Origin of the sequence: Gemmata sp. (assembly GCF_051859125.1) — a bacterium.
Taxonomy (GTDB): domain Bacteria; phylum Planctomycetota; class Planctomycetia; order Gemmatales; family Gemmataceae; genus Gemmata.
Genome location: NZ_JBHYGG010000018.1, coordinates 1 through 24373 on the forward strand (window position 1 = coordinate 1; position 24373 = coordinate 24373).

18 protein-coding genes are annotated in these 24373 nt (G+C 70.7%); 6 read left to right on the forward strand and 12 right to left on the reverse strand.

What is annotated here, in order from left to right; all coding sequences use genetic code 11:
• Positions 1 to 202 precede the first annotated feature (202 nt).
• Positions 203 to 1144, forward strand: coding sequence for a DUF1559 family PulG-like putative transporter (locus ACTIGN_RS03045; protein WP_439621197.1), 942 nt, complete (start codon positions 203 to 205; stop codon positions 1142 to 1144).
• Between the two features lie 7 nt (positions 1145 to 1151).
• A complete protein-coding gene (locus tag ACTIGN_RS03050) occupies positions 1152 to 1565 on the forward strand; it encodes a hypothetical protein (protein WP_439621199.1) in 414 nt (137 codons plus the stop codon).
• A gap of 41 nt (positions 1566 to 1606) precedes the next feature.
• Here the strand turns inward: ACTIGN_RS03050 and ACTIGN_RS03055 are convergent, their stop codons facing one another.
• From ACTIGN_RS03055 to ACTIGN_RS03075, 5 genes are all read right to left on the reverse strand, one after another.
• The gene (locus ACTIGN_RS03055) at positions 1607 to 2608 is read right to left on the reverse strand and encodes a hypothetical protein (RefSeq protein WP_439621201.1); all 1002 of its coding nucleotides are present in this window, start codon (positions 2606 to 2608) and stop codon (positions 1607 to 1609) included.
• Complete coding sequence (locus ACTIGN_RS03060) at positions 2605 to 3636, reverse strand: lysostaphin resistance A-like protein (RefSeq protein ID WP_439621203.1); 1032 nt, start codon at positions 3634 to 3636, stop codon at positions 2605 to 2607. The genes ACTIGN_RS03055 and ACTIGN_RS03060 overlap by 4 nt, the downstream gene beginning before the upstream one ends.
• A 3-nt stretch (positions 3637 to 3639) precedes the next feature.
• Complete coding sequence (locus tag ACTIGN_RS03065) at positions 3640 to 4257, reverse strand: hypothetical protein (protein WP_439621204.1); 618 nt, start codon at positions 4255 to 4257, stop codon at positions 3640 to 3642.
• Positions 4258 to 4393: 136 nt separating this feature from the next.
• Positions 4394 to 4894, reverse strand: coding sequence for a pantetheine-phosphate adenylyltransferase (gene coaD, locus ACTIGN_RS03070; protein WP_439621206.1), 501 nt, complete (start codon positions 4892 to 4894; stop codon positions 4394 to 4396).
• 115 nt (positions 4895 to 5009) lie between these two features.
• Complete coding sequence (locus ACTIGN_RS03075) at positions 5010 to 6131, reverse strand: aminotransferase class V-fold PLP-dependent enzyme (RefSeq protein ID WP_439621208.1); 1122 nt, start codon at positions 6129 to 6131, stop codon at positions 5010 to 5012.
• 330 nt (positions 6132 to 6461) lie between these two features.
• On the opposite strand from ACTIGN_RS03075, the gene ACTIGN_RS03080 reads away from it, so the two are divergent.
• The 4 genes from ACTIGN_RS03080 (at position 6462) to ACTIGN_RS03095 (ending at position 10495) form a co-directional block, all read left to right on the forward strand.
• Positions 6462 to 7247: a site-2 protease family protein gene (locus tag ACTIGN_RS03080; RefSeq protein ID WP_439621210.1), complete on the forward strand. Its 786-nt coding sequence runs from the start codon at positions 6462 to 6464 to the stop codon at positions 7245 to 7247.
• 76 nt (positions 7248 to 7323) lie between these two features.
• Entirely contained in the window at positions 7324 to 8139 is an 816-nt protein-coding gene (locus ACTIGN_RS03085; RefSeq protein WP_439621212.1) for a hypothetical protein, read from the forward strand.
• 63 nt (positions 8140 to 8202) lie between these two features.
• A complete protein-coding gene (locus ACTIGN_RS03090; RefSeq protein WP_439621214.1) occupies positions 8203 to 8706 on the forward strand; it encodes a DinB family protein in 504 nt (167 codons plus the stop codon).
• Positions 8707 to 9466: 760 nt separating this feature from the next.
• On the forward strand, positions 9467 to 10495 hold the full coding sequence (locus tag ACTIGN_RS03095; protein ID WP_439621216.1) for a PrsW family glutamic-type intramembrane protease: 1029 nt from the start codon (positions 9467 to 9469) through the stop codon (positions 10493 to 10495).
• Between the two features lie 52 nt (positions 10496 to 10547).
• Here the strand turns inward: ACTIGN_RS03095 and ACTIGN_RS03100 are convergent, their stop codons facing one another.
• The 7 genes from ACTIGN_RS03100 to ACTIGN_RS03130 form a co-directional block, all read right to left on the reverse strand.
• Positions 10548 to 11825 (reverse strand): RNA ligase family protein, encoded by a 1278-nt coding sequence (locus ACTIGN_RS03100; protein ID WP_439621218.1) that lies wholly within the window; start codon positions 11823 to 11825, stop codon positions 10548 to 10550.
• Between the two features lie 301 nt (positions 11826 to 12126).
• A complete protein-coding gene (locus ACTIGN_RS03105; protein WP_439621220.1) occupies positions 12127 to 13119 on the reverse strand; it encodes an NAD-dependent epimerase/dehydratase family protein in 993 nt (330 codons plus the stop codon).
• Positions 13116 to 14891 (reverse strand): fatty acid CoA ligase family protein, encoded by a 1776-nt coding sequence (locus ACTIGN_RS03110; RefSeq protein WP_439621222.1) that lies wholly within the window; start codon positions 14889 to 14891, stop codon positions 13116 to 13118. The genes ACTIGN_RS03105 and ACTIGN_RS03110 overlap by 4 nt, the downstream gene beginning before the upstream one ends.
• A gap of 17 nt (positions 14892 to 14908) precedes the next feature.
• Entirely contained in the window at positions 14909 to 15739 is an 831-nt protein-coding gene (locus ACTIGN_RS03115; RefSeq protein WP_439621224.1) for an alpha/beta fold hydrolase, read from the reverse strand.
• Between the two features lie 175 nt (positions 15740 to 15914).
• Entirely contained in the window at positions 15915 to 17060 is a 1146-nt protein-coding gene (locus tag ACTIGN_RS03120; RefSeq protein ID WP_439621226.1) for a 3-oxoacyl-ACP synthase III, read from the reverse strand.
• Positions 17061 to 17174: 114 nt separating this feature from the next.
• On the reverse strand, positions 17175 to 19481 hold the full coding sequence (locus tag ACTIGN_RS03125; protein ID WP_439621228.1) for a hypothetical protein: 2307 nt from the start codon (positions 19479 to 19481) through the stop codon (positions 17175 to 17177).
• Entirely contained in the window at positions 19478 to 23995 is a 4518-nt protein-coding gene (locus ACTIGN_RS03130; RefSeq protein WP_439621230.1) for a beta-ketoacyl synthase N-terminal-like domain-containing protein, read from the reverse strand. The genes ACTIGN_RS03125 and ACTIGN_RS03130 overlap by 4 nt, the downstream gene beginning before the upstream one ends.
• Between the last annotated feature and the right edge of the window lie 378 nt (positions 23996 to 24373).

The window sequence follows — 24373 nt, forward strand, 5'->3', positions numbered from 1 at the left end:
TCAAAGCTACACCGAACTGAACACAGTTCCCACCAACTTTCGCGACGCATACCCGACGGCGGGTAACAGTCACATTGCTGCTTGACATCCCACCGGGGGGAACCTACTCTCCAAACAAAGCACACTCTTTCATTCTTTAGGGTCGCAGTATGGCTCTCGACAGACCCACTCGTAAGGCATTCACCTGATCGAGTTGCTGGTGGTGATCGCGATCATCGCGATCCTGATCGGGCTCCTGCTGCCGGCAGTCCAGAAGGTGCGCGAGGCCGCCGCACGGGCTCAGAACAACAACAACTTGAAGCAACTCGCACTCGCCACGCACGCGTACGCCGACGCCCTGGGCGGCCTGCCCGACAACGGGTGGTATCGGAACGCTGCCCCCGACAATTCGACCGGGACGGCCGCCCCGAGCCCGGCCACCGCGGCGTGGTGCGCGTGGGCGTACAAGATCCTCCCGTACATCGAGCAGGGCAACCTGTACCAGACGTTCTCGTACACCGCTCCCGTCAAGACCTACCTGGACCCGGGCCGCCCGAGCGGCACCGGGTTCAGCGCGCGGACGAGTGCTCTGCAAAACCCCGGGAATACGGAGACCGATGTTCGGCTCATCCAGGGGGCGCTGTGTGACTACGCGGTCAACGCGATGGTCGTCGGCATGGCGAGCAACTCGGGTGGCACTCCGCCGTCGGCCCCGACGGACAACGGAAGCCCAGCTTACCGCCGGAAGCTCCACGCGATCCCGGACGGGACGGCGAACACGGTGCTGTTCGGGGAGAAGTCGATCGACGCCACCCTGTACGCCAACCGCGGCAGCCAGGAACAGGACTTTCCGATCGCGTACGGCGGGATGACCGGGCTCTTCCGCGCGTCCACGACCGACGAGTACTCCTGGAACTACGACCCGACGAACTTCGCGGTCGCCGGGCAGCGGTTCCGCCTCGCCGACTGGTCGTACAACGCGATCGGGTGCCTGAAGGACACCCGCGGCGACTACCTCTGGAACGGGTTCGGGAGCCCGTACGCGGGGGGCACGCCGTTCGCGATGGCCGACGGCAGCGTCCGCAACGTTCGGCACAACCCGGACCGTCCGCTGCTCATCGCCATGCTCACCCCGGCGGGTGGGGAAACCGTCTCCGCGGAGTGACCCACCTGTGCCCACGACCACAAGCTCGCGCCACCTCCGAACCGCCGCCCGCGCGGCCCTCGCCGCGGCGGTCGCTGTCCTCCTTTGCGGGTGCGACCCGGGGCGGAACGCCGACCGTGGCCTGGCGGTCGCCGTCCGCTTCACGGCCGGGGGCAAGCCCGTCGTCATCGCCCCCGGCGAGGACGTGGGTGTCGTACTCCTGAGTTCGGCCGGGAAGCGGTACATCCTCTTCCCGCAGCCGGACGGCGCGTTCGTGTGGCCGCGGCCGGACCTCGACGGGCCGGTCCTGGAGCCCGGTAGCTACCGGGTGTCGGTGTCCCGGAAGAACCGGCCGTCGAAGTCGGCCGCGCCGTCGGTCCCGGAGCGGCTGACCGTCGAGGCGGGCAAGACCGAGTACACGATCGACGTCGGCAGTTGGTAGCCGCCCCCGCACACCACCCGCCCTGCCGGCGATCCCCAGAATCAGTTCGCGTCCCGGCCGCCCCAGTACGCCTTCAACCGGGCGTGGATCATCCCGAGGGGCCGGTCGTAGAAGTCGTGGATCAGGAAGTGCCCCCCGGCGATCACGAGCCGGATGCCGGGCGACGCCCCCACCGAAGTGACGCCCCAGAACGACGCCGCCGACGCCGGGTACTGGATGTCGCGGAGTTCCTCCCACCGCATCTTCCCGCGGAGGTCGCCCTGCGACATCGCGACGCCACCCGGGCTGATGACGAGGCACGCGGACCGCCAGTTGGTCGGCCGGCCGGCGGTCGTTTGCCGGGCGTACGCGAACACGAACAGGACCCCGAAGAGGAACGCCAGCACCCCGACCGCGATCCAGCCCCCGCCGGACGTGTCGCGGCCGGGCGGGTTGTTGAGCACCGCGAGGAGCCCGCCGCCGGCCGCCGCCCACAACAGCCCCGCCAGCGCCACCGCCCGCGAGTACGCGACCTGCCGGCCGTGGGACGCCGCCGGCGGGAACCCCCGGGCGCGGTACGTGTACACCTTGTCGGCCCCGAACCGCTCGACCTGGTCCTCGACGAACCCCCGCATGGCCCCGGGCACCGCCTCGGGGTCGCCGGCGGTCGGCCGCGGGAGCCGCGCCAGGACGTGGCGGTACAACTCGCGTGACGACACGTCGATCCCCGGCGGGATGCGGACGACGCCGTCCGGGTGGTACACCTGCATCCCGAACCGCGACGGCTTCGCCTGCCCCTGGGCGGTCAGCCCCTCGATGTCCTCGTACCGGACGAACACCCGCTCGGGCAACTCGAACGAGAGCCCCTCTTCGGTCACCTCGAACAGCACCTCGGGGTCGCGCGACAGCCACGCCGCGGCGGCCAGGCACACGGGGAGGACCGCGAAGACGACCCAGTGGACGCTCTGGGACAGCACCGCCGCCGCGACCGCCGCCCCCGCGAGGAGCGCGAACACCACCGCCGCGGCCCCGCCCGGCCGGGACCGCACCACCATATCCGTCATTGGACCCCCTGGAGCGCGAGCACCGCGAGGTTGTGAACGAAGTGCATGGCGACCGTCAGGGCCAACCCGCCCCCGGCCCGGGCGTACCCCAGGGCGACCCCGACCACGAACAGGTACGGCATCCCGAGCGGGTTGTACAGGTGCGCCGCGGCGAACATCACCGCCGTGACCCACACCGCCGAGTGCAGCCCGGTCGCCCGGTACAGGACGCCGAACGCGACGTACCGGAAGAACAGTTCCTCGACGACCGCCGGCTGGACGCACACCAGCAGGACGTTGATCGCGTCGATCGGCAGCGCCGGGGGCGGCCCGCCGCCGAAGCGCAGCAGTTCGCGGACCGCCGCGGTGTACGCGACGTTCAGCACGAGCAGCGCGGCCAGCCCCGGCACCGAGAGCGCCCAGGTGACCGCGACCGTGTCGGACCGCCGCGGCGGCAGCGCCACCCGCCCGGCCACGACGAGGCCGATCACCGCGAGGACGGTGTCGACGCCCTCGACGAAGACCGTCCCGCCGCGCAGGTCGTCCTCGGTCATCTTCCCGTTGGACGAGAGGAGCACCCAGCCCCACACAACGGACGTGAGCAGCATCAGCGCGAAGACGACCACGACCGGGATGATCGGGTGTTCCTCGTGTGGGCCCGGGGCGGGTGCGGCCCGAAACGGCTCGCGGCGCTTGCGGCGCGGCTGCCGCCGGGGCTCGGCGACCCGGGCCTCGCACCGGCGGCACCGGCCCTCGGCGTCCGGCGGCGCGACGTGGTCGCACCGCCAGCAATCGACCGCGTCGGCCTCATCGACCTCGTCGGGTTCGTCCACAACCTCGTAGTGCGGCACCGCCCCGTCCACGACCAGGTAGGGCGGCACCTCAGGGGGCTCGGGGGCGACGAGTTCGGCGTCCACGAGTTCGGCATCGGCCCACTCCGCGTCGATCCAGTCGCCGTGCGCGACGGGTTCGACCGGCTCGACGCGGTAGCCGTCGTCCGGCCACTGGGGGGCCGGGTCGCCCGGCGCGGGGTCATCGGTCGGGGGCATAGGTCACCGCCGCTCGGGGCCGTCGCCGAAGCCGGGGAACTCGGCCGGGTACCGGTCGTCCGCGGCGGCGTCTTCGGCCTCTTCGCGGTCGCGGCGGGCAGCCGCTTCGGCCTTCCGGTCCCGCTCGTAGGCCACGGCGGCCTGTACCGCCTTGATGAGCCCGACGAAGAAGATGATCTTGAGGATCAGCCCGCGGGCCAGGTTCATCGGGTCGGCGAGGGCCGCGAGCGCGTTGAGCCCCAGGAACATGACGAGCCCGGCGACGGTACACGGGACGGGGGCCTTCTTGACCGCGACCCCGAGCCCGATGAACACGACGCCGGCCCCGATCACGCCCAGGTAGATGAACCGGGCGACCCGCGCGAGTTCGTCCTGCGCCTCCTGCACCTTCACCGGGTCGAACTGCATGAACGGCCCGGCCTGCTTCTTCTCCGCCTCGATCACCTGCGCGGCCTCGCGGTCCGCGTTGAAGTAGAGGAACACGGCCCCGAGGCCGTTCAAGATGCCGATGGCGATCAGGATGCCCCGGGCGCTGGACAGGTTGGACTTGCGGGCGCTCTGGGCCAGGCTCCCGAGGTCGTCCGACCTCGACTTCGAGTTCCACGGCTGCTCGTCGCTCACGGGCGTTCCTCGTTCGGTTGGCGGGTTGGTCGCACTCAGTATCCCGGCACCCGCGCCCGCGAACAAGACCGTACCCGTGCAAAAGTCGCACGCCCGTCTGACACGCGAACGGGCGGCCGAGCGACCCCTGATCGCCTCACTTCTTGGCCACCTTGTTGGTGAGCGCGTCGCGGACGGGTTCGGCCAGGAACTTCGACAGGTCGCCGCCGAGGACCGCGATCTGCCGCAGGAGCGAGCTGCTGACGTGCGAGAACTCCTCCTTCGCCATCAGGAACACGGTCTCGATCCCCGGGTCGAGGTGCAGGTTCATCAGCGACATGGTGAACTCGTACTCCATGTCCGATAGCGTGCGCAGGCCGCGGAGCAGGATGCGGGCCCCGGCCTTCCGCACGAACTGCACCGCCAGCCCGTGGAACGCCTCCACCTCGACGTTGCCGTACTGCGCCGTCACCTCGCGGATCAGTTCGACCCGCTCCTCGATCGAGAACAGCGTGGACTTGTCCGGGTTGATGCCGACGCCGACGATGAGCCGGTCGAACAGCCCGCTCCCGCGGCGGATCACGTCGAGGTGCCCGAGGTGGATCGGGTCGAACGTCCCGGTGTACACGGCCACGCGGGGGCTCAGCGGATTCGGCACGGGTCACCTCGCGACTACGCAGCGAAATTCGAAATCCGAAGCACGAAATCCGAAACACAAACAAAGCATAACCACCCAGGGTTTATTTCGAGCTTCGTGCTTCGAATTTCGAAGTTTAAGATCGAGCGGCGTCGAGGAAGCGGTCGATCTCGGCCTCGGTGTTGTACGCATGGGGGCTGACGCGGACCCGGTTCGCCCGGTTGTTCACCACCACCCCGGCCGCCCGGCACCGGGCCATTACTTCCGCCGATGAGCGGGTCGGGTGCGTCAGCGAGACGATCCCCGAGCGCTCGGCCCCGGCGCGGCTGCTGAACACGTGCCAGCCCTGTGACAGCGCATTGTCACACAAGTAGTCCGTGAGCGCCAGCACCCGGCGCTCGATCTCGGGGATTCCGGCCGCCAGCAGCAGTTCCAGGCTCGCGCCGAACGCGGTGACGCCGGGGACGTTCGGCGCGCCGCCCTCCCACCGGCCGGCGTGCGGCTTCAGCGTGAAGTCGATGGTGGTGAACTCGAGCGGCCGCACCACGCTGAACGCGCCGACGCCGATCGGGTGCAACCGCTCGACCCACTCGCGGCGGATGTACCCGAACCCGGCCCCCTCCGGCCCGAGCATCCACTTGTGCCCGTCGGCCGCGAGCGCGTCGATCGGCGTCTTCTGCACGTCGAGCGGGAACGCGCCGAGCGACTGGATCGCGTCCACGAAGAAGAACACGTTCTTCTCGCGGCACAGCGAGCCGAGCGCGTCGAGGTCGTTGCGGAACCCACTCGCGAACTCGACCGACGACACCGTGAGCACGCGGGTGCGGTCGGTCATCGCGTCGCGCACGTCATCGACCAGAAGGCGGCTCCCGCGGCTCGCGACCGTCCGAACCTCGACCCCTCGGTGCGCGAGGTTCATCCACGGGTACTGGTTCGCGGGGTACTCTTCCGCCGCGAGGACGACGTTGTCGCCGGCCTTCCACGGGAACCCCTCCGCAACGACGCCGATGCCGTGCGTGGTGCTCGGCACGAAGTACACGTCGTCCACGCTCGGGGCGTTGACGAGCCGGGCCGCGAGGGTCCGCACGTGCGCGACGCGGTCCACCCACGTCTTCACGGCGGCGATGCCGTTGTGAGCGAGGCTGTCGGCGTAGGCGTGCAGCGCCGCGACCGCGGGGGCCGGCAGCGGCGCGACCGCGGCGTGGTCGAGGAACGCCCACCGCTCGGTAACGGGGAACTGGTCGCGGGGGAGTGCCATGGTGTTGTGAACCCAGAACCGAACACGAGTGATCCGCAGATTCCGCAGATGGACGCAGATTTTCAGACAACGGAGCAGAGGAGATTTATCCACAGATTACGCAGAAGACACGGATTTCGGAGACAGGAAACCAGAGGGCAGAAGTCGGAGATCAGTCGGATTCCAGCAGTATGCTGCTCCGTCCTCCGTCTGAGATTCTGCCTCCAGCTGCGGAATCTGCGGATCAACCTCTGCTGCCGCGTGCCGCCGAGTCCGGGCGATTGTGGCCCGTCGCGCCGGGGCGTACAATCCCAGGGCTTTCCCTCCCGCGAACTTCTCACGGAGCCGCCCGTGCTGGCCGAACCCGACCGCACGAACTACGACCTGAACTTCCGCCTCTTCGGGTTCGACGTCCGCGTCCACCCGCTGTTCTGGCTCGTCTCGGCGCTCATGGGCGCGGGAGCCCTCGAGGAAAACCAGTACGGCCTGGTTCTGCTCGTGAGCTGGGTGCTGGTCGTGTTCTTTTCGATCCTGGTTCACGAGCTCGGACACGCGATCGCGTTTCGCCGCTTCGGCTCGGATTCCCACGTCGTCCTGTGGGCGCTCGGTGGCCTTGCGTTCGGCTCGCCGCCTGTGGCCGGGCGAGGGAGACGGATTTTCGTCTCGCTGGCAGGACCGCTGGCCGGCTTCGTCCTCTGCGGGCTCGTGTTCGCGTCCCACCAACTCACCGAGTGGGGCGCGGGCAACGGTCCCGTCCTCTCGGACCTTTACCGCCAGCTCATTCATGTCAACTTCTGGTGGGGCATCGTGAACCTGCTCCCGGTGTTCCCGCTCGACGGCGGACAGGTGTCGCGAGAACTGTGCGAGGGGAAGTGGCGCGGCCGCGGCGTGGTGACGTCGCTGAAGATCTCCGTCGGCGTCGCGGCCACGGTCGCGGTCTACAGCTTGGTGTGCGAAGTCGGTGCGCGGTCGGGAAACAGGGTACTCGACTTCTTGCCGGGGTGGTTCCCGCACGGCTCATTTTACACCGCGATCCTGTTCGGGATCCTCGCGTACCAGAGCTACCAGTTGCTCCAGTTCCACACCCGAGGGTACCACTTCGAGCCGGCCGACGACCGCGTGCCCTGGGAGCGGTAGCGCCCGGGATGGCCCCCGCACGCGGGAACCGTATCCCAGAACCAGACCCCCACTCGTTCGACCCGGAGACTCGCCGATGCACGGCCGCACGCTCGCCGCCACGCTCCTCGCCGCCCTCGTCGCCGGCACGGCCGCCGCGGCCGACGGGCCGAAGCTCCCCGAGGTCGCGGCGTTCGACAAGCTCGTCGTGGACGCGCTGCGGGAGGTCCACAACCGCGGGGCCGACCTGTACAACACGTCGCGCGACTTCGAGGGCTCGTACCGCATGTACCAGGGCGGGCTCGTCGCGGTGAAGCCGCTGCTCGCCCACCGCCCCGCGGCGCAGAAGCTCATCGACGAGGGGGTCGAGGCCGCCGACAAGGAGCCGACCCCGGCCCGCCGCGCGTTCAAGTTGCACGAGACGATCGAGGCCGTTCGCAAGTCGATCAAGGACGCCAACGAGCCGAGCATCAAGACCATCGAGCCCGAGCCGAAGCCGAAGGAGAAGGCCCCCGAGCCGAGGCCCAAGCCGATCGACCCGATCGTGGACCCGAAGCCGACCGAGAAGCCGAAGGACACCGAGCCGAAGAAGACGCCCGAGGTGAAGAAGACCAAGGAGAAGGAGCCGGAGCCGAAGAAGGGCACCGGGCCGAGCGGCACGGTGACGCTCAAGGGCAAGCCGGTGGCCGCGGCCGAGATCACGCTCGTGACGCTGGGCCAGGGCAAGCCGCGGGTGTTCACCGCGACCGTGGCTGACGGGAAGTACCAGTTCGCGGACGCGGTGCCGGCCGGGAAGTACGCGGTCATCGTCGCCGGAAAGGGCATCCCGGACAAGTTCCAGACCACCGCAACCACCTCGCTCGTGATGGACGTGAAAGCCGCCACCGGCCCCTTCGACTTCTCGCTGGAATGACCGCCCGCGGCGCCGGGTCGGTCGTGCCGGCCCGGGCACCGAACCACTCCCCGGAGCGCTCCCATGACCACGACCGACCTGGCCGGCCTGTTCGAGTTCGCCCGCAGCAAGACTCAACAACTGGTCGATGCGGTCGCCGCACTGCCGGACCCGCAGCAGGCGCTCGGCTGGCGACCGGGGCCGGGCCGCGCCCACCTCGCGTGGCAACTGATGCACCTCGGCGCGACCGACGACCGGCACCTCAACGTGCGGATGAAGGGCCGCGAGGCGCACTCGCCGGAACTGGTGCGGCGGTTCGCCGGCGGCAGCACGCCCGACGACGACATCCCGCCGCTGGCCGAGATCGTGAAGTACATCACCGACCGCCGCGCCGACATGCTCGCCCACCTGCGTTCGCTGACCGACGCGGACCTGAAGGGCAAGCCGAACGACGCGGCCCCGCTGGTGTACGAGGAGTGGTTCCGGTTGCTGGCGTGGCACGAGGGGCACCACCACGGCCAGGCGCACATCACGCTCAACCTGTACCGCGCGACCCAGGCCGCGACCGCGGCGAAGCCGGGGCAGTGAACGAAGCGGACCGACGCCTCATACCGAGTCGTTCTGATCCGTAACCGTTCTGTAGCCGGCCTCTGTGAGGCCGGTGCTTCGGGACTCGCATAGCACCGGCCTGACAGAGGCCGGCTACAGTGAGCCATCAAGAAGACTTGGTACGCGTCCTCCGACGCATGCACGCCGCGTGTTTGGGTCGTTCCAATTCTGCGGGTGGTGATCGACGCGCCGGTCGATCCACAAACCGGACTCCGTGCCGGTCGGCAACGTCTGAAAAACGTTCGCCTTTGCGAACCCGTCCGGTCGATCTCTTCGCCTGATGCTTCCGCCAGCCCTCGGGTGAGTGATGCCGATTCCCGTGCGTTGCCCGGCGTGCGATCGTGGCCACAAGGCACCGGACCGCGCTGCGGGCCACACCCTCAAGTGTCTGGCGTGCGGGCACGCGATGCCCGTGCCGGCGGCCGAACTCGATCCCGCCGACATCCTCCTCGGTGAGGAGCGAGCGGAATCTGCGCCGCCGCGAGATGACGAGGACGTCCCGGAGCCCGCAGGTCGAGCCTCCTCGCAGCGTGCGCCCGGATCCCCGCGGCCGGATGACGAGGACGATACGACGCCGCTGTCGTTCGAGCAGCCGCCGCCGTTCGAAGACCCGCCGCCGCGGAAACCGATACCGCCGCGCAAACCGAAGTCGAAACCCGACATCGCGTCGCTGCCGCCGTTGACCTCGAACGACCCGCCCCTCTGGCGACGCCACCTCCACTGGCTGCTCGTCCTTGCGATGCTTCCCCTTGTCGTCTCGCTGCTCGCCAAGGGCAACGACGCCGACCTGCTCCAGCGCCTCGCGGAGACGCTCCGGGAGGCGCCGCCGGACGTGCAGGTCCGGTTCGAGAGTGCCATTGAATCGAGGGACGGCGTCGAACTTGACGACGTCATCAACATCTTCCCGGGGCACAAGCTGAAGGGGGCGTGGCTGTCACGGGACACGTCCGCGCACTGGGTGATGGCCCTGGTCGCGACGGCCGCCTACCTCGTCTTCTTCATGTTCCTCGCGTCCGACGGCTCGGCGAAGCCGACGGAGGTGCTGGCGGTCGGGCTCTTCACCGCCACCGTCGGAGTCGGTGTCCTGCTACTCGTGCAGTTCATCGCCTCGGCCACCGGCGGGCGGATCTTCGTCGGCAAGGGGCTGTTGATCCTCCTCCTCGCCGTCTTCAAGTTCATCGCCTTCTCCTACAACGCGGCGATGGACCCCGAGAACGGGTTCCTCCTCAGCTTCATCGGCTTCACGCTCGGCGTCGGCCTCTGCGAGGAGCTGGTGAAGACGACGCCGCTGTTCCGCCACCGCTCGACCGACGAGGGCAAGACGTGGCGCGGGCTCTTCATCTGGGGGCTCGCCTCGGGCGCGGGGTTCGGCATCGCCGAGGGGATCCTGTACTCGGGCCGGTACTACAACGGCGTCAGCGGCCCCGGCATCTACTTCGTTCGGTTCGTCTCGTGCGTCGCGCTGCACGCCATCTGGTCCGGGTCCGTCGCCATCACGCTCTACCTCCGCCGCGACCTGTTCGACCGGGCCGAGCACTGGCGCGACTGGATCGTCCCCGTGCTGGTCGTGATCGGGGTCCCGATGGTGCTGCACGGGTTGTACGACACGAGCCTGAAGCGCGACATGAACTGGCTGGCGGTGGTCGTTGCCGCGGCAAGTTTCGGCTGGCTCGCGTTCCTCAGCAGCCGGCTGTACTCCGGCGACGACGCACGGGCCCACCGGGAGATGCTCGCGGAGTACGCCCGCCGCCGGAAGGCCATGCGGTGAGTGCTGCGAGGCGCCGGTGGGCATCGAACCCGCGGCAGGCGCGCCGCCGGTGTCACCCGCGGATCTTTGCCACCGCTTCGCGGGCCTCGGTGGGGCTCGCGGCGACCTTGCGGACGGCGGCCACGTCGAGCGCGCCGTCGAACGCCGCGAACAGCAGCGGGCGCAGCGGGAGCTTCACCGCACGCGCCGCGAAGCACTTCCGCAGCACCCGCGGGTCGGCACCGTCGCCGGCTTCGGCCTTCGCCTCGGCGAGCAATCGCGATGCGGTCTCGGCACCCCAGGCGCGGAGCACCTCGCAATCGACGAGGTACGAAGCGTGCGCGTCGAAGTGCTCGCGGTAGAAGCCGAGCACCTCTTCCGGCACCTGCTCGCGGCCGAGGCCGCGGAGGTGGACCTCGAAGTTCGCCCAGTCGCGGAACCGCGGGTCGGCGTCGATCAACTCGGCCGTTCGCGGGTAGGTGCAGGTCACCACCAACTTCAGCACCCGCAGGTAGTCCGGCGACTTCACCTTCACCCGGTACACGACCCGGTGCCCGTGCTCGATGGTGATGACCGTCCCCTCGTGGTCGGTGCCGGCCAGCGACACGAGCAATGCGTCGATCTGCTCGCCGAGTGCCGCACCCGGCGGGGCGAACTCGTCCACGACCGTCAGCCCGAGCGACGCCCCGAGTTCGCGCACCTCGCGGTACGTGCGGTAGCGGAAGTCGCGGCGGTCGAAGCACGCGAGCAGTACGAGGTCCTCGCGCTCGCCGTAGTTCGTGATGACCCGCGTCTCGGGGTGCAGGAACTCGAACACGAGCGTGACGCCGTCGAGGTCCGCCCGCGGCTCGCACAGCGCCGGGTAGCGCTGTGCGGCGAGTCGGCGGGCCGTGCCCAGGAAGTCGAAGTTCCGCGCGCGTTCGGGGGCGTCCTCGTCCTGCGGGCCGAACCGCGGGCCGCCCTCGATCATCCCGCGGGTGGTGAAGACGACGCGGCCGTCGAACTGGAACCGCTGGACCAGCGTGCCGTCGAGCTTGTGGAGGAAGTGCAGCCGGGCGTCGGGCTCGGCCGCGATCCCGGCGAGGTCCGCGACCGACACCGACTTCTCGCCGAGGTTGTAGATCTTCACGAGCGGCAGCGACACGACCTCGAACGGGTCGCGGCGGTACACGAGCCCCTTGGCGAAGAGCTGGTGCGGCTCCTGCGGCGTGAACAGCCCCGCGGCGGCGTTGGCGAGCACGAGCGGCCCGGCGACGCGGCGGACGAGAAGCGGGTCGGCGTCGATCGCCGCGAGGACTTCGGCGGTGCGGAGGCGGAGGTCGTCGAGCAGGTGGTCGAGCCGGAGGTTCATGTGCGGGCCGATTGATTCCGGAGTCGGGTCGAACTCAGCTCAGTCGGTCCACCGAAGGTGATTCGCCCACCGCCGGTCGTAACTGGTTCAGGGCCAATCAGTACCGAGGGCCGTCGAGGGACACAATTTGCTCAAACGAACTTTCTTCCGGTCTTGTGTGGTTGATTCCGGACTTCATAATGGTTCCGGAAGAGGGGTGTGCCTGTCGCCCGGAACCATTTCAAACGCCGCGAACTGCTGGACAACCGCCGGTTCGTTGCGCGTGACCAGAGGGACCGCCCGGCGGGCCGGGAGGTTCGCGTCAGGTACCCGCCCGGAGCCGCTCGCCGAGGCGCTTCATCCCCTCGTCCACCGAGACGACGGGGATGTACCCGAGGTCGCGCCGCGCCGCGGAGATGTCGTACCAGTGCGACGTCGAGAGCTGCGACGCGACGAACCGCGTCATCGGCGGCTCGCCCGGCAACCGGAACAGCCAGTACACCCGCTCGAAGACGCGGCCGACGAACCGGGCCTTCCACGCGCTGACCGTGCGGGTCACCGGCGGCGCCCCGGCCTCGGCGAGGACGCGGTCGATGAACCCCCACAGGTCCACGGGCTCGCCGTTCGAGAGGAAGTACGCCTTGCCCGCGACCGGCGACCCCGGCTCCAGGCGCTCGGCCGCGTTCAGGTGCGCCTGGGCCGCGTTGTCGATGTAGGTGACGTCGACCTTGAGCGGCCGCGTGCCGATGCGGCGCAGCTTGCCGGCGCGGGCGCGGGCGATGATCCGGGGCACGAGGTGCGGGTCGCCGGGGCCGAAGATGAGGTGCGGCCGCAGCGCGACGGTGGCGAGGTCCGGGCCGTTCGCGGCGAGGACCGCCTTCTCGGCAGCGGCCTTCGACGCGGGGTAGTACGCCTCGAAGCGTTTTGGGTAAGGCAGTGATTCGTCGCCGCCCTCGATGTCGCCGCCGCCGTGGACGACGCTCGGCGTGCTGGTGTACACGAGCCGGCGCACGCCGTGCTTCTTGCACGCGGCGATCACGTTCTCGGTGCCGGTCACGTTCGTGCCGAAGAAGTCGGCGTACCGGCCCCACGCCCCGGCCTTCGCCGCGACGTGGTACACGACGTCGCACCCCGCGACCGCTCGCTCGCCGTCGGCGGCGTTCTCCAGATTGCCGAGCACCTGCTCGACACCAAGCTCGTCGAGCCACGGGTACGCCGACCGGGTGAACGAGCGCACGTCGTCGCCGCGCTGCCGCAGCAACCGCACGATCTCGCCGCCGAGGAACCCGCCGCCGCCGGTGACCAGGGCTTTCATGCGGGGGACTCCACGGGCACCTGCGGCTTCCAGTTCGGACCCAGCGTCTTGTCGGCCCACACCGCCAACTTCTCGCGGAAGATCTTCGAGTTGTGCCGCACGTCCACGGGGAAGACCGGGTGGCAGAGGAACGTGGTGATCCGCTGGCTGTGCTCGAATCGCGCGCCAGCGCCGGCCATCAATTGATCCAGGATCGTGCTGCGTGGACGGCCGATGGCATCGAAGAGTCGACTGCCAGCTTCTATTGTTCGGTCCATCTCGACGCAGAGTACGGGGTAGATTCCGTCACGTCGCATCACGCCAACGAGCGCCGTTCTCCGTACGCCCGGCACCGTGTTGAACACCGGTTCCACCATGTCGGTGAACAGCGTGCCGTGCGGGGTGACGACGCGGTGCGACTTGCGGCCGCAGAACCACAGGCGGCCGGTGTCATCGAGGTAGCCGACGTCGCCCATGCGGTGCAGCACCTCACCCGTTCGCGGGTCGCGGACCTTCGCGCTCGCCGTCGCCTCGGGGCGGTTGAAGTACCGCCGCGTCACGACCGGCCCGCGGACCACGAACTCGCCGACCTCGCCCGGCGGCAGCTTGAGCGCGTCCGACCACTCACGGATCGGCTCGTCGGAAATCGCGATGACGCTGACCTCCATCCCCGGTACCGGCCGGCCGACGCACACGCCCTTACCCTGGTCGGTGAGGTGCCGCGTCTCGGCGAGGATCTCGCGGCTGCCGATGTTCGCGACGGGCAGCGCCTCGGTCGCACCGTAGGGCGTGAACACCTGCGCCGAGTCCGGGAGCAGCTTCACGAACCGCTCCAGCGACGCGGCCGACGCCGGCGCACCCGCGGAGATGACCCGGCGGAGCGTGGCGAGCGGGGGGCGTGAGCCCCCCGAGTCTTCTCCAACGTTGCGAGACTCGGGGGGCTCACGCCCCCCGCTCGCCCAATCACCCAACCGGCGGATCACCGCGGGCGAGCCGAACATGTTCGTCACGCCGAACTGCCGGATCTGCGCGACGGCCTTCCGCGGGTCGATCTGTGCCGGCCGCGTCGGGTTCATGGCGGGGATTACGCACGTCATGCCGAGCGCCGGGCCGAACAGCGCGAACAGCGGGAACGTGCAGAGGTCGATCTCGCCGGGTTCGATGCCGTAGACGGCTTTGAGCGCGTCCACCTGAGCCGCGAAGATGCCGTGCGTGTACTCGGCCCCCTTCGCCACACCGGTGCTGCCGCTCGTGAACAGGATCGCCGCCGGCTCGTCGCGGCCCACATCAGGGATCGTGTAAGGGCCGCGCGACTTGCCGAACGTGCGCAACCCCGCGAGCGAGCGGTCACACAGGAACCGCCACCAGCCGGCGTTCACCGTGGTGCGGAGCGTCTTCTTGCCCCACCGCAGTACGCGCCGCGCGGCGTGCGCCTTCGCGATCCCGACGAACGCCTCCGGCTCCGCATCGGCGAGGCACCGGCCGAGGTTGCGGACGCCCATGCCGGGGTCGATGAGCACCGGCACCGCCGCGACCTTGAACAGCGCGAACGTGAGCGCGAAGAAGTCCGGCGACGGCGGCACCATGAGCGCCGTGCGGGTGCCGCGGACGATGCCGGCGTCAACCAACCCGTGCGCGATCGCGTCGGCGTCGGCGTTCAGTTCCGCGAACGTGACCGCGACGTGTTCCGACGCGCCCTCGGGCTTCACGCCGCGGCGCGGGAAGTGAACAGCGACCTGCGCCGGGTGGTCGGCCGCCATCCGGGCGAGGTGCGAGGCGACGTTGAGTGTCACGCTCCCTCCGGTCGCAGCTAAGTGGTGATCGGGTGCTTGGCGAGGAACGCGCGGACGAGCGGGATCGCCTCGTCGCCGGCGTCCTCGAGCAGGTAGTGCCCGCAGTCGGGCCAGGTGCGGGTCTCGGCGTGCGGGAAGTACCGCTGCCAGTCGGCCAGGAAGTGCCGGTCGAACACGAAGTCGCGCATGCCCCACAGGAGCAGCGTCGGCACGGTCGCGAACTTCGACAGTGACAGTGCGGTGTCGCGGACGATGTCGTACCCCGGGTCGCGCTCGCCCAGGGGAATCGTCTGCACGAACTTGAGCACCGCGACGCGGTGCTCGGGCGAGTCGTAGGGCTTCAGGTACATCGCCCGCACGTCGGCCGGGAGCGGCCCGCGGGTGACGCACCACTTCGCGGCGACGCGGCAGAAGGCGTTCTTCTGGAGGATGAGCCACGCGCCGAGCCGGGTGTTGCGGCCGAGCCACAGCGACCACGGGAACGGCTTCGACTCCGGCAGCGGGAACGCACCGGTGTTCGTCGCGACGATCCGCTTCACCCGCCCCAGGTGCCGGGCCGCGAACGCCATCCCGATCATCCCGCCCCAGTCCTGCACGACGAGCGTGATGTTCTCGCGCAGGCCGAGGTGGTCAAGCAGCGCTTCGAGGTCGTCGACCCGCGACTTCAGCGCGTAATCGTAGGCGGTCGCGGGCGGCTTGTCGGAGAGCCCGCAGCCGATGTGGTCCGGCGCGACGCAGCGGTGCGAGCCGCGGAGCGCGAGCACGAGGTTGCGGTAGTAGTAGCTCCACGTCGGGTTGCCGTGGACCATGACGACCGGGTCGCCGCTGCCCTCGTCGAGGTAGCTCATCTCGCCGGCCGGCCGCGGGAACCGGCGGGGCGTGAAGGGGTACGCAGTCGTGGAGGGGGGGAGAGGGGGAGAGAGGGAGAGAGAAGACTGCACTGCCGCCGACTCCTGAACCGTGGCCCAACTTGGTGTCTTGACTCCCACTCTCCGTGTCTCCCCATCTCCCCATCTGCCCGCGTCACCACTCGATCCCGAGCATGAGGCAGTTCAGCCCGCTGCCGATGCCGAGGAACCCGACGGTGTCGCCGGGCTTGAGGAATTCGCGCTCCTCGGCCAGCGCCGCGGTCAGCGGCAGCGACACCGTGCCCATGTTCCCGAGGAACTCGAACGTGCTGAAGTTCTTCTCGGCCGGGATGCCGAACGCCTTGAGCATCGCGGCCTGGTGCCCGGCCCCGACCTGGTGGCAGATCACCTTGTCGAGGTGGTCGTTCTGCCACGCGAACTTGGTGAGGAACTTCTTCCAGGTCCGCAGGCCGACGTCCACGCCGTACTTGAGCACCTCGCCGGCGTGCGTCTCCATGAACGGCACCATGACGTGCCGCAGGCCGAGGTCGATGCCCTTCTGGCCCAGGTCGATGCCCCGCTGGACGAGCGACTTCGCCTGGTGCCCGAACACCCGCTCAACGGCGCTCACGGCGGTCGGCATCAGCGACTTGACGCCCCACCGGCACAGCGAGTGGTACTCGGGGGCGTTCTGCGTCACCCCGCCGAGCAACTTCCGCCGCTTCTCGCGGGAGAACTCCTCGCCGACTACCAGCACCGCCACGGCCCCGGACCCGCCGGTGAGCGTGGCGATCGACTCGCGGAAGAACTCGACCGACTTCGACCGGATCATCTGGTCGATGACGTTCTCGTTGATCTCGCGGGCCGTCTCGGCCGACACCACGAGCCCCGCACGGGCCTGCCCCAGCTCGATCCGGTTGGCGACCTCGACGATCCCGTTGAGGACGCCCAGGCAGGCGTTGCTCAGGTCGAAGATCGCGGCGTCCGGGTTGATCTTCAGTTCGTGGGCCACGGCGCACGCGGTCGCGGGCTCGTACTGCTCGCGGCACACGCCGGCGTAGATGAGCACGTCCACGTCCGAGGCCGAGTAGTCGGCGGCGGCCAGCGCCTTCTTCGCCGCGGCCGCGGCCCCCTGCGACACCGGGTACCCCGGCTCCCACCACCGCCGCTCGCTGATGCCCGTGAGCAGTTCCAACTGCCCGGGGCTCATGTTCAGCGCCTGGTACACGGGCGCGATGCGGGACTCCAGTTCGGCCGTCGAGACAACCACGGGGGCGAGCTCGTAGCCGATCGCTTCGAGGTGAACCCGGTTGTACTTCATGCCAAGTCCTGTGCGTCGGTGGCCCGGGCTTCCGTTCCGTCGGGTGGCACGGCCTCCGGCCTGTGACGCACCGCGGGGCCGCCCGGGATCACTCAGGATACGAGTTCGGTGCCGCTACTCTAGCGTAAAGTCGGTCATCTGGTAGATGACGCGGCCGTCCACGGTCAAGAACCCGTTCGCGGTCAACCGCCGGTTCTCGTCGTCCGCGGCGGTCACCTCCAGCACGACCGTTACCTCCTTGTCCGCCGGCAGCACCTGCCCGCGGTACACCCACGAGTGCGGCCGGTTCACCGCGACCGTCTGGAACCCGCCCGGCGGGGCGGTCTGCCACCGCTTCCAGGCGACGTACTTGAGCAGTTGCAGGAACGACTCCAGCCCGAGCGACCCGGGCCACACCGGGTCCTGGTAGAAGTGGGCCTTGAAGAACCAGAACCCCGGATCGACGGCGATCTTGCCGACGATCAGCCCGAGGCCGGCGGCCCCGCCCCGCGGCAGGTGCGCCTCGACGCGGTCCACCATGCGGAGCATCGACCCCGGGAACGGTGCGGTGCCCGGGAGCCGGCCCGTTTCGGCCAGCGGCAGTTCGCTCTCGGCCGGGAACGGCACCTTCGCGTCGCGGATGCCGACCTGGTTGGCCAGCGCCGCTTTCGTGAAGAACCCGAAGTACGTCGTCCCCTCGTACACCGCCCCGGCCGCGTCCCGCACCTTCATGTCGTAGTGCTGGATCACCATGCCGGCGGACCGTGACACGCTCGTCAGCTTCACGTTGACCGTCAGCAGGCCGGTCCGCGGCGTCACCGGCCGGTGCTGCACGCCCTTGCCGCCGAGGTTGCGGAACGACAGGTCGTCCGGGCTGGTGAGGGCCGACCCGCAGTACGCCGCGAGCCACCCGCACGGCTGGAGGGCTATCTCCAATAGGACGGCGAACGGCATCCGCTCGCCGCGGTTCTCGCGGAAGTACCACGCGTCGGCCGGCACCTGGTACTCGGTCTCGCACGCGGCCCCGGCCTTCATCTCGAACGGCTCGCCGGTCACCTCGGTGACGCAGTCGAGGAACTGGAACGGCGGGCCGGGGAGCCGGGCGATCACCCGCCCCTGCCCCTCGTCGAACACCGTGTACGGCGCGCCGAACCCCTCCGACGGGTTGCCGTTCGAGTACGCGAGGATCTTCGCCCGGTCGTACAGCGCCGTCTTGCGGGGGCGGGGCCCCGACGCCGCCCAGTACCGCTCGAGCTTCTCGCGGGTGAGCCCCGACACGCGGAGCGTCATGTTCGTGATCTCGACGATCGGCTTGCCGTCGGCGTACATGAGCGAGTCGGCGACGCAGAACGGCGCGCCCGACCCGTCGGCGTACCCGAGTTCCTTCACCGTCACCTCGTAGGTCACGGTCCTGGTTGAAGCGAGCACCTGCCCGCGGCACTTGAGCCGGCTGTCCACGCCCGGCACCGGCTCGCACACCACCTCGCCGGCCTCGCCGACCCAGCCCGTCCGCATCAGGAGCACGCGGAGCGTGTGCAGGCAGCACTCGTACATGAGCGTGCCGGGCATCACCATGTCGTCCACGAAGTGGCAGGTGAGGAACCAGTCGTCGGGGCGGATGTCGAACTCGGCCCGCACGAACCCGATCCCGAACCGGCCGCCCGCCGGGTCGATCAGCGGCACCCGGTCCACGAGCCGGAGCATCCCGCTCGGGAGGGTCGCCGGGGTCCGCAGCGGGAGGTTGGCGAACGCAGGGCCGAACGCGGCCGCGAGGTCGCCGGCCCGCAGCGCGTCCACCTGCTCGGCGCTCAGTGAGCACTCGCGCTGCGGCACGAGGTCGCGCCAGTCGGCCGGCAGCTTCCCCGGGACGCGCCGCTTGTCGAGCGCCGTCTGCACGATCCCCTTGCCGGCGGCGAGCGCCGCGGCGGTGAAGAACCCGGCCACGCCGCTCCGCATGCGGATGAACGGCTCGCCGTTGATGGTGCCGTCGAACCAGAACCGGAAGATCCAGGCGTCGCCCTGCTTCACGAACTCGTCGATGTGGATGTCGTACACCACCGTCTCGCCGAGTTGCGGCAGCCCGCGCTGGAAGCTGACGACCGCGTCGAGCAGGCGGTACACGGCCAGCCCGCGGGTCTGGAAGTCGATGCCCAGGTAGCCCGACAGGAACAGGTCGGCCTGCCCGGCCTCGACCGCGATCGCGGTCGGGATGCGGCCCGCTTCGAGGTACCACCGGTCGGCCCGGACGGTGTGCTCGGTGACCACGCGGCCCCGGGTCATCGACAGCGGCTCGCCCTCAATGAGTGTGATGCGATCGACCAGTTGCAGCGGGCCGTCGGGGAGCCGCACCCGCGTCGGGAACGTGTCCACCTCGGCGAACCGCCCCCCGAGCGCGTCGGCGACCCGCCCCGCGGCGAACGCGCAACACTGCTCGTAGGTCAACGCCCGCGGGACGCCGTCGCCGGCCGGGCGAGCGCCTCGGCGAGTTGCACCTGCATCTGCACGATGCGGCCGGCCGTCTCGATGAACCCGCGGTTGACGCGGAGGAACGACTCCTGCGCCTGCATCGCGAGGGTCCGCACGTTCGCGGCCGCTTCGGCGAGACCTACGGCTTCTGCGGGCACGGGGCGGGCCGCCACCGGTGCGGTCGCCGCGGCCGAGAGCGTGACCCGCTGCGACGCCGGGGCGTGGTGGATCGTCGCCGCCGGCAGGTGGACCGCGACGGGCGACTGCGTTGCGGCCGGCGGAACCCCGCCGGGCCCCCGGACCCGGGCCGGTGGCGTGACCGCCAGCGGGTCCACGGCCAGCGGCGCGTAGAGGGCCGGGTCGTAGATCGGTACCGGGGCCGGCGTCGAGACGAACACGGGCTGCGGCGTGGGCACGATGATCGGCGTCGGCATCGGCGTCGAGATCGTGCTCGGGTCGAGTTCGGGCGGCACCGGCGGCGTGGGCGGAACCGCGGCCCACGCGCCGCCCACGGGAACAACGAGTTCCTTCCGCACGAGCGCCGTGCGGTCCTGGTGCGCGGAGCAGAGCGACTCCTGGCCGTAGAGCGCCGCGAGGTTCACCGGGAACCGTTCGGCGGCCAGGTGCGCGACGAGGCGGAGGACCTGCGACGCGGCGTCCTGCCGGGCGGCGTGGGCGGCGCGTGCGAGGTGCGGGCGGTCGCCCAGGACCGCGTCGATCATGCGGACGCACGAGTTCCCCGGCCCGACCTCGACGAACGCCCGCACCCCGTCGCGGTACGCCGCGTTGACGACCGCGGGCACGTCGATCGTCGCCAGCAGCCCCGCGGTGATCGAGTCGGCGCACGCCTTCTCGGTCGGCTTGTACGCCCGGCCGTACGCGCCGCTGTAGACCGCGACGCCGGCCGGGGGCGTGACCGGGAGCGTGTGCAACTCGCGGTACGGGATCTCGACGGGCCGGCCGGCCTCGCAGTGCGCCAGCGTCACGCCCCGCAGCGCCGTGACCGACTTGCCGAGGACGACCGCGAGCTTCTCGACGTCGGCCCGCACCCCGCCGATCACGCACTCGGTCGGCGTGTTCACGATGAGCAGGTACGCCCGGAGCCCGGGGCGGAGGACCGCCAGCACGTCGTCGGCCGGCACCCCCACGACGCCGATCACCCAGTCCACGTCCTCGTCGGGCGGCACGCCCCAGTACCGCCGGGCCGCGTCGTAGGGCGGCGCGAGGTCCGACGCGAACAGCGTGGACTGCTGCATCCGCCGGAACATCGTGTCGCGGCCCTGCCACGCGCGGACCCCGAACAGCCCGGCCGACTCGCCCAGGCTCAGGCCGACCATCGCGTCGCACCGCACGCCGAGTGACGCCACGATGTCACTCACGAGCGCGCCGACCGTCACCTGGCCGAACATCAGCTCGCGGGCCGGGGCTTCCAGCGCCCGACCGGTCCAGAAGTGGTCCGGGGCGTACTGGCCGCGGAGGCACTCGTTCTCGGCCTGCTGCCGGCGGAGCGCCGCGGGCCACTGGGCCGAGAGGTCGCGGCCCATCCCGTCGAACTGGTTCCCGGACCCGGGGAACACGAACGCGACCTTCCCCTTCGGCCCGAGCGGCTGCGGGGCGTAGAACACGCGGTCCCGGAGCGCCGGCTTGGCGGTCGCGGGGAACGGCGCGCCCGGGTTCGCCGCCAGCGACTCGCGGGCGAACGCGACCTGCTCGTGCAACTCGCCGGTCGAGCGGGCGACGAGGGCGACCGCGAGCGGCTGGACGCGGTTCGGGGGCGACTCGCGGAACCACTCGCGGGCCACCGCCTCGACGTTCCGCGGGGGCCGCGGCGGCCCGACCATTGTCAGGGGCGTGTCGAGCGAAGAGCGGGCCACGGCCCCAACGACCGGCTCCGGGGCCACACGCGCCACGAACTCGGCCAGCCGGCCCAGGCCCGCGGCGAGGGTCTGCGGCGAGTCGCCGTCCACCACGAACACGCCCTCGTTCCGCGCGCCGAGGGGCTGGGCGTACTCGGGGCTGCTCGCGGGGTCGGTCGGCTTCTTCGCGTGCTCTTCCAGCAGTACGGCGAAGTGGGTGCCGTCGGCCCCGGACGCGGCCACGAGCGCCCGCCGCGGCTTCTCGTCGCGGTCCCGCAGCCAGTACCGGGCCGGGGCGGTGAGGATCTCCTGGTCGAGTGCGACGCACGCCTTCGCCAGCGACGCCGCGGCCGACGCCGCGCCCGCTTCGCCCACGTCGCGGGCCGCGTCGAACCGGACCGCGGTGTCGAACGGCTCGCCGGCGTCGTGCTCGGCGCGGGCGCGGGCGGTCTTCGCGTCGGCGGCGGTGCCGACCCCGCGGACCACGGCGTACACCCGGTCGCCGTCCCGCTTCGCGTCGTCGAGCCGCTTCAGCACGAACGCGGCCGCGCCCTCGCCGGGGCTCTTCACCTTACCGGGCAGAACGGTCCGCGGGTCGCACGCGAGGTCCACGCCGCCGACGATCGCGCGGTCGAGTTCGCCCGACTGGAGGGCGCGAACCCCGAGTTCCAGCGCCCGCGCCGCCGAGCCCTCTTCGCTGCACACGGTGTGGCTCGGGCCGCCGACGTGGAACGTCCGCGCGATCCGGCTCGCGGCGATGCTCCCGAGCGCGCCCATCGTGCGGTTCGCGGACAGCGGCGGCGACGCGGCGTCCGGCGACCCTTCCGGGTTCGACAGCGCCGCCCAGCGGAGGTGGTAGTTGGTGGTGTTCGGGTCGAGCCCGAGGCCGACGAACACGCCGGTCGTCGGCGCGTCGCCCGCGTTGAGCTTCACCCCGGCGCGGCAGTCGTCAAGCGCCGCGGCCGCGACCTGGAGCACGAGCAACTGCTGCGGCAGCGTCTCCTCGAGTTCCTTGGGCGGGATCCGGAACCGGTCGATGGGGACTGCGAGCGCCTCGATGCCGAACCCGGGCGGGGACGCGGCGTTCGCCAGCCGCCACCCGTTGAGCTTGGGCACCTGAGCCGGCGCGTCGCCCGACAGCGCCCGCTCCTGGAACGCCCGGAGGGTGTCCGATGATGGGCCGAAGTGCGCGCCGATGCCGACGACCGCCACGGGCACCGCCGCTCCGGCGCCCGCGGGCGGCTTCCACTTGGCTTCGTGGACCCGCAGGGCCTTCGGCGTGACCGCGAACGTCTTCGGCTTCGGGACCGGCGCGCCGGTCCACTCCTCGACGAGCAGGTGCGCGTTCACCCCGCCGAACCCGAACCCGCTGACGGCCGCGCGCCGCGGTTCACTCGCCGCGCGCCGCTCCCACTTCTCGGCCCTGCCCAGCACGCGGAACGGGCCGCCGGCGTACTTCAGGCCGCTCGCGGGGGTGCCGAAGTTCGCCTGCGGGGGCAGCGTCTCGTTCTTGATCGCCAGCAGCACCTTGGCGAGCGCCGCGGCCCCGGCCCCGGTGAGCAGGTGCCCGACGGTGGACTTCACCGAGCCGATGGCGCACTGCCCGGCCGTCCAGCCCGATTCGCCCCACAACTCGCGGAGGCTGTCGAACTCGATCGCGTCCCCGACGGGGGTGCCGGTCGCGTGGCACTCGATGAGGTCGGCGTGGGTCGGGTCCCACTCGGCCGTTTCATAGGCCCGCCGCATCGCCCGGAGTTGCCCCTCCTTCGCCGGCGCGAGGAGGTTGCCGTGCATGTCGTTCGACAGGCCGACGCCGGCGATCGTGGCCAGAATCGTGTCGCCGTGCTTGAGCGCGTCGCTCAGGCGCTTCAGCACGAACACGCCGGCCCCCTCGCCGACCATGAGGCCGTCTGCCCCGGCGTCGAACGGCCGGCACCGGCCCGCGGCCGACAGCGCCCGGAGCTGCGCGAACCCCATCTGCGTGTACTGGCAGTCGGGCCGCGAGCACCCGCCGGCGAGCATCGCGTCGGCGCGGCCGGCCATGAGTTCGTCGGCCGCGAGCTTGATCGCGTACAGCGACGAGGCGCACGCCGCGTCGAGGGTGTAGCTGCCGAGCCCGAGCCGCAGCCCGCGGGCGAGCAACCCGGCGGGGAGCCCGGCGACGTAGCGGTTCAGCGGGTGCGTGCCGGGCCCCGGCGGCAGCCCGACCTTCGGGCCGAGGATCTCGCGGCACAGGTCCGACGAGCCGTCGGTCGGCAGGCAGATGTTCCCGAGGACGACGCCGACACGGGAGCGGTCGATCTTCTCGGTGCGGGCGTCGCGGAACGCCCGGTTGCCGGCGTCGAGGACGAGTTGAAACAGCGGGTCGAGCTGGGCGACGAGCGCCAGGTCGAGGTCGAGGTCGGCGAGGTCGGGCGCGAACGGGTCGAGGTAGTACCCGCGGGTGGAGTACACCGTGTCGGGGTGGGCGACCCGCGGGTCGGTGCAGCGGCCGGGCGGCAGCACCCAGCGGCCGGCCGGCACCTCGCGGGAGCAGTCCTCCGCCGCGGCGACGCGGCCCCAGAATGCGCCGAGGTCGGCCCCGCTACCCGGGAACCGGCCGGCGACGGACACGATGGCGATGCGGTCGGACATCTGAAGAGTGGTTAGTGTTTAGTGTTTCGAGGTGGCTGGCCTTCGCAACACGGGTCCGCGGCCGCCCGCCAGGCCGTTCAGGTCGGGCGTGAAGATGATTCCGGCGGGTCGGGGGTGCCCGCTCAGGAGACTCGCGGAGACTCAGGAGACTCCCGGAGGCATCCGGAATCAACCGAATCACGTCCGGAATCAACCGAAACACCCCCGGAACCATCCGGAACCATCCGAGAAGGCACCCAACGCTCCCGCGTCGGGTTAAGGACTCCCGGACAAAACTGGGTTCCGGTTGTGGGGCAGGGCGCCCGCCTGCCGGGACTTCGGCCGGCCGGCCGCCGGCCCCCCCAGGTTTTGTCCGCCCGGCCGCAAACCGGCGGGCCC

Bases quoted from the DNA above. Each gene is read 5' to 3' on its own strand.
- ACTIGN_RS03075 (WP_439621208.1), bottom strand. From the start codon at position 6,131: ATGGCACTCCCCCGCGACCAGTTCCCCGTTACCGAGCGGTGGGCGTTC.
- ACTIGN_RS03060 (WP_439621203.1), bottom strand. From the start codon at position 3,636: ATGCCCCCGACCGATGACCCCGCGCCGGGCGACCCGGCCCCCCAGTGG.
- ACTIGN_RS03120 (WP_439621226.1), bottom strand. From the start codon at position 17,060: ATGAAGTACAACCGGGTTCACCTCGAAGCGATCGGCTACGAGCTCGCC.
- ACTIGN_RS03095 (WP_439621216.1), top strand. From the start codon at position 9,467: ATGCTTCCCCTTGTCGTCTCGCTGCTCGCCAAGGGCAACGACGCCGAC.
- ACTIGN_RS03090 (WP_439621214.1), top strand. From the start codon at position 8,203: ATGACCACGACCGACCTGGCCGGCCTGTTCGAGTTCGCCCGCAGCAAG.
- ACTIGN_RS03115 (WP_439621224.1), bottom strand. From the start codon at position 15,739: ATGAGCTACCTCGACGAGGGCAGCGGCGACCCGGTCGTCATGGTCCAC.
- ACTIGN_RS03055 (WP_439621201.1), bottom strand. From the start codon at position 2,608: ATGACGGATATGGTGGTGCGGTCCCGGCCGGGCGGGGCCGCGGCGGTG.
- ACTIGN_RS03085 (WP_439621212.1), top strand. From the start codon at position 7,324: ATGCACGGCCGCACGCTCGCCGCCACGCTCCTCGCCGCCCTCGTCGCC.
- ACTIGN_RS03130 (WP_439621230.1), bottom strand. From the start codon at position 23,995: ATGTCCGACCGCATCGCCATCGTGTCCGTCGCCGGCCGGTTCCCGGGT.
- ACTIGN_RS03105 (WP_439621220.1), bottom strand. From the start codon at position 13,119: ATGAAAGCCCTGGTCACCGGCGGCGGCGGGTTCCTCGGCGGCGAGATC.
- ACTIGN_RS03100 (WP_439621218.1), bottom strand. From the start codon at position 11,825: ATGAACCTCCGGCTCGACCACCTGCTCGACGACCTCCGCCTCCGCACC.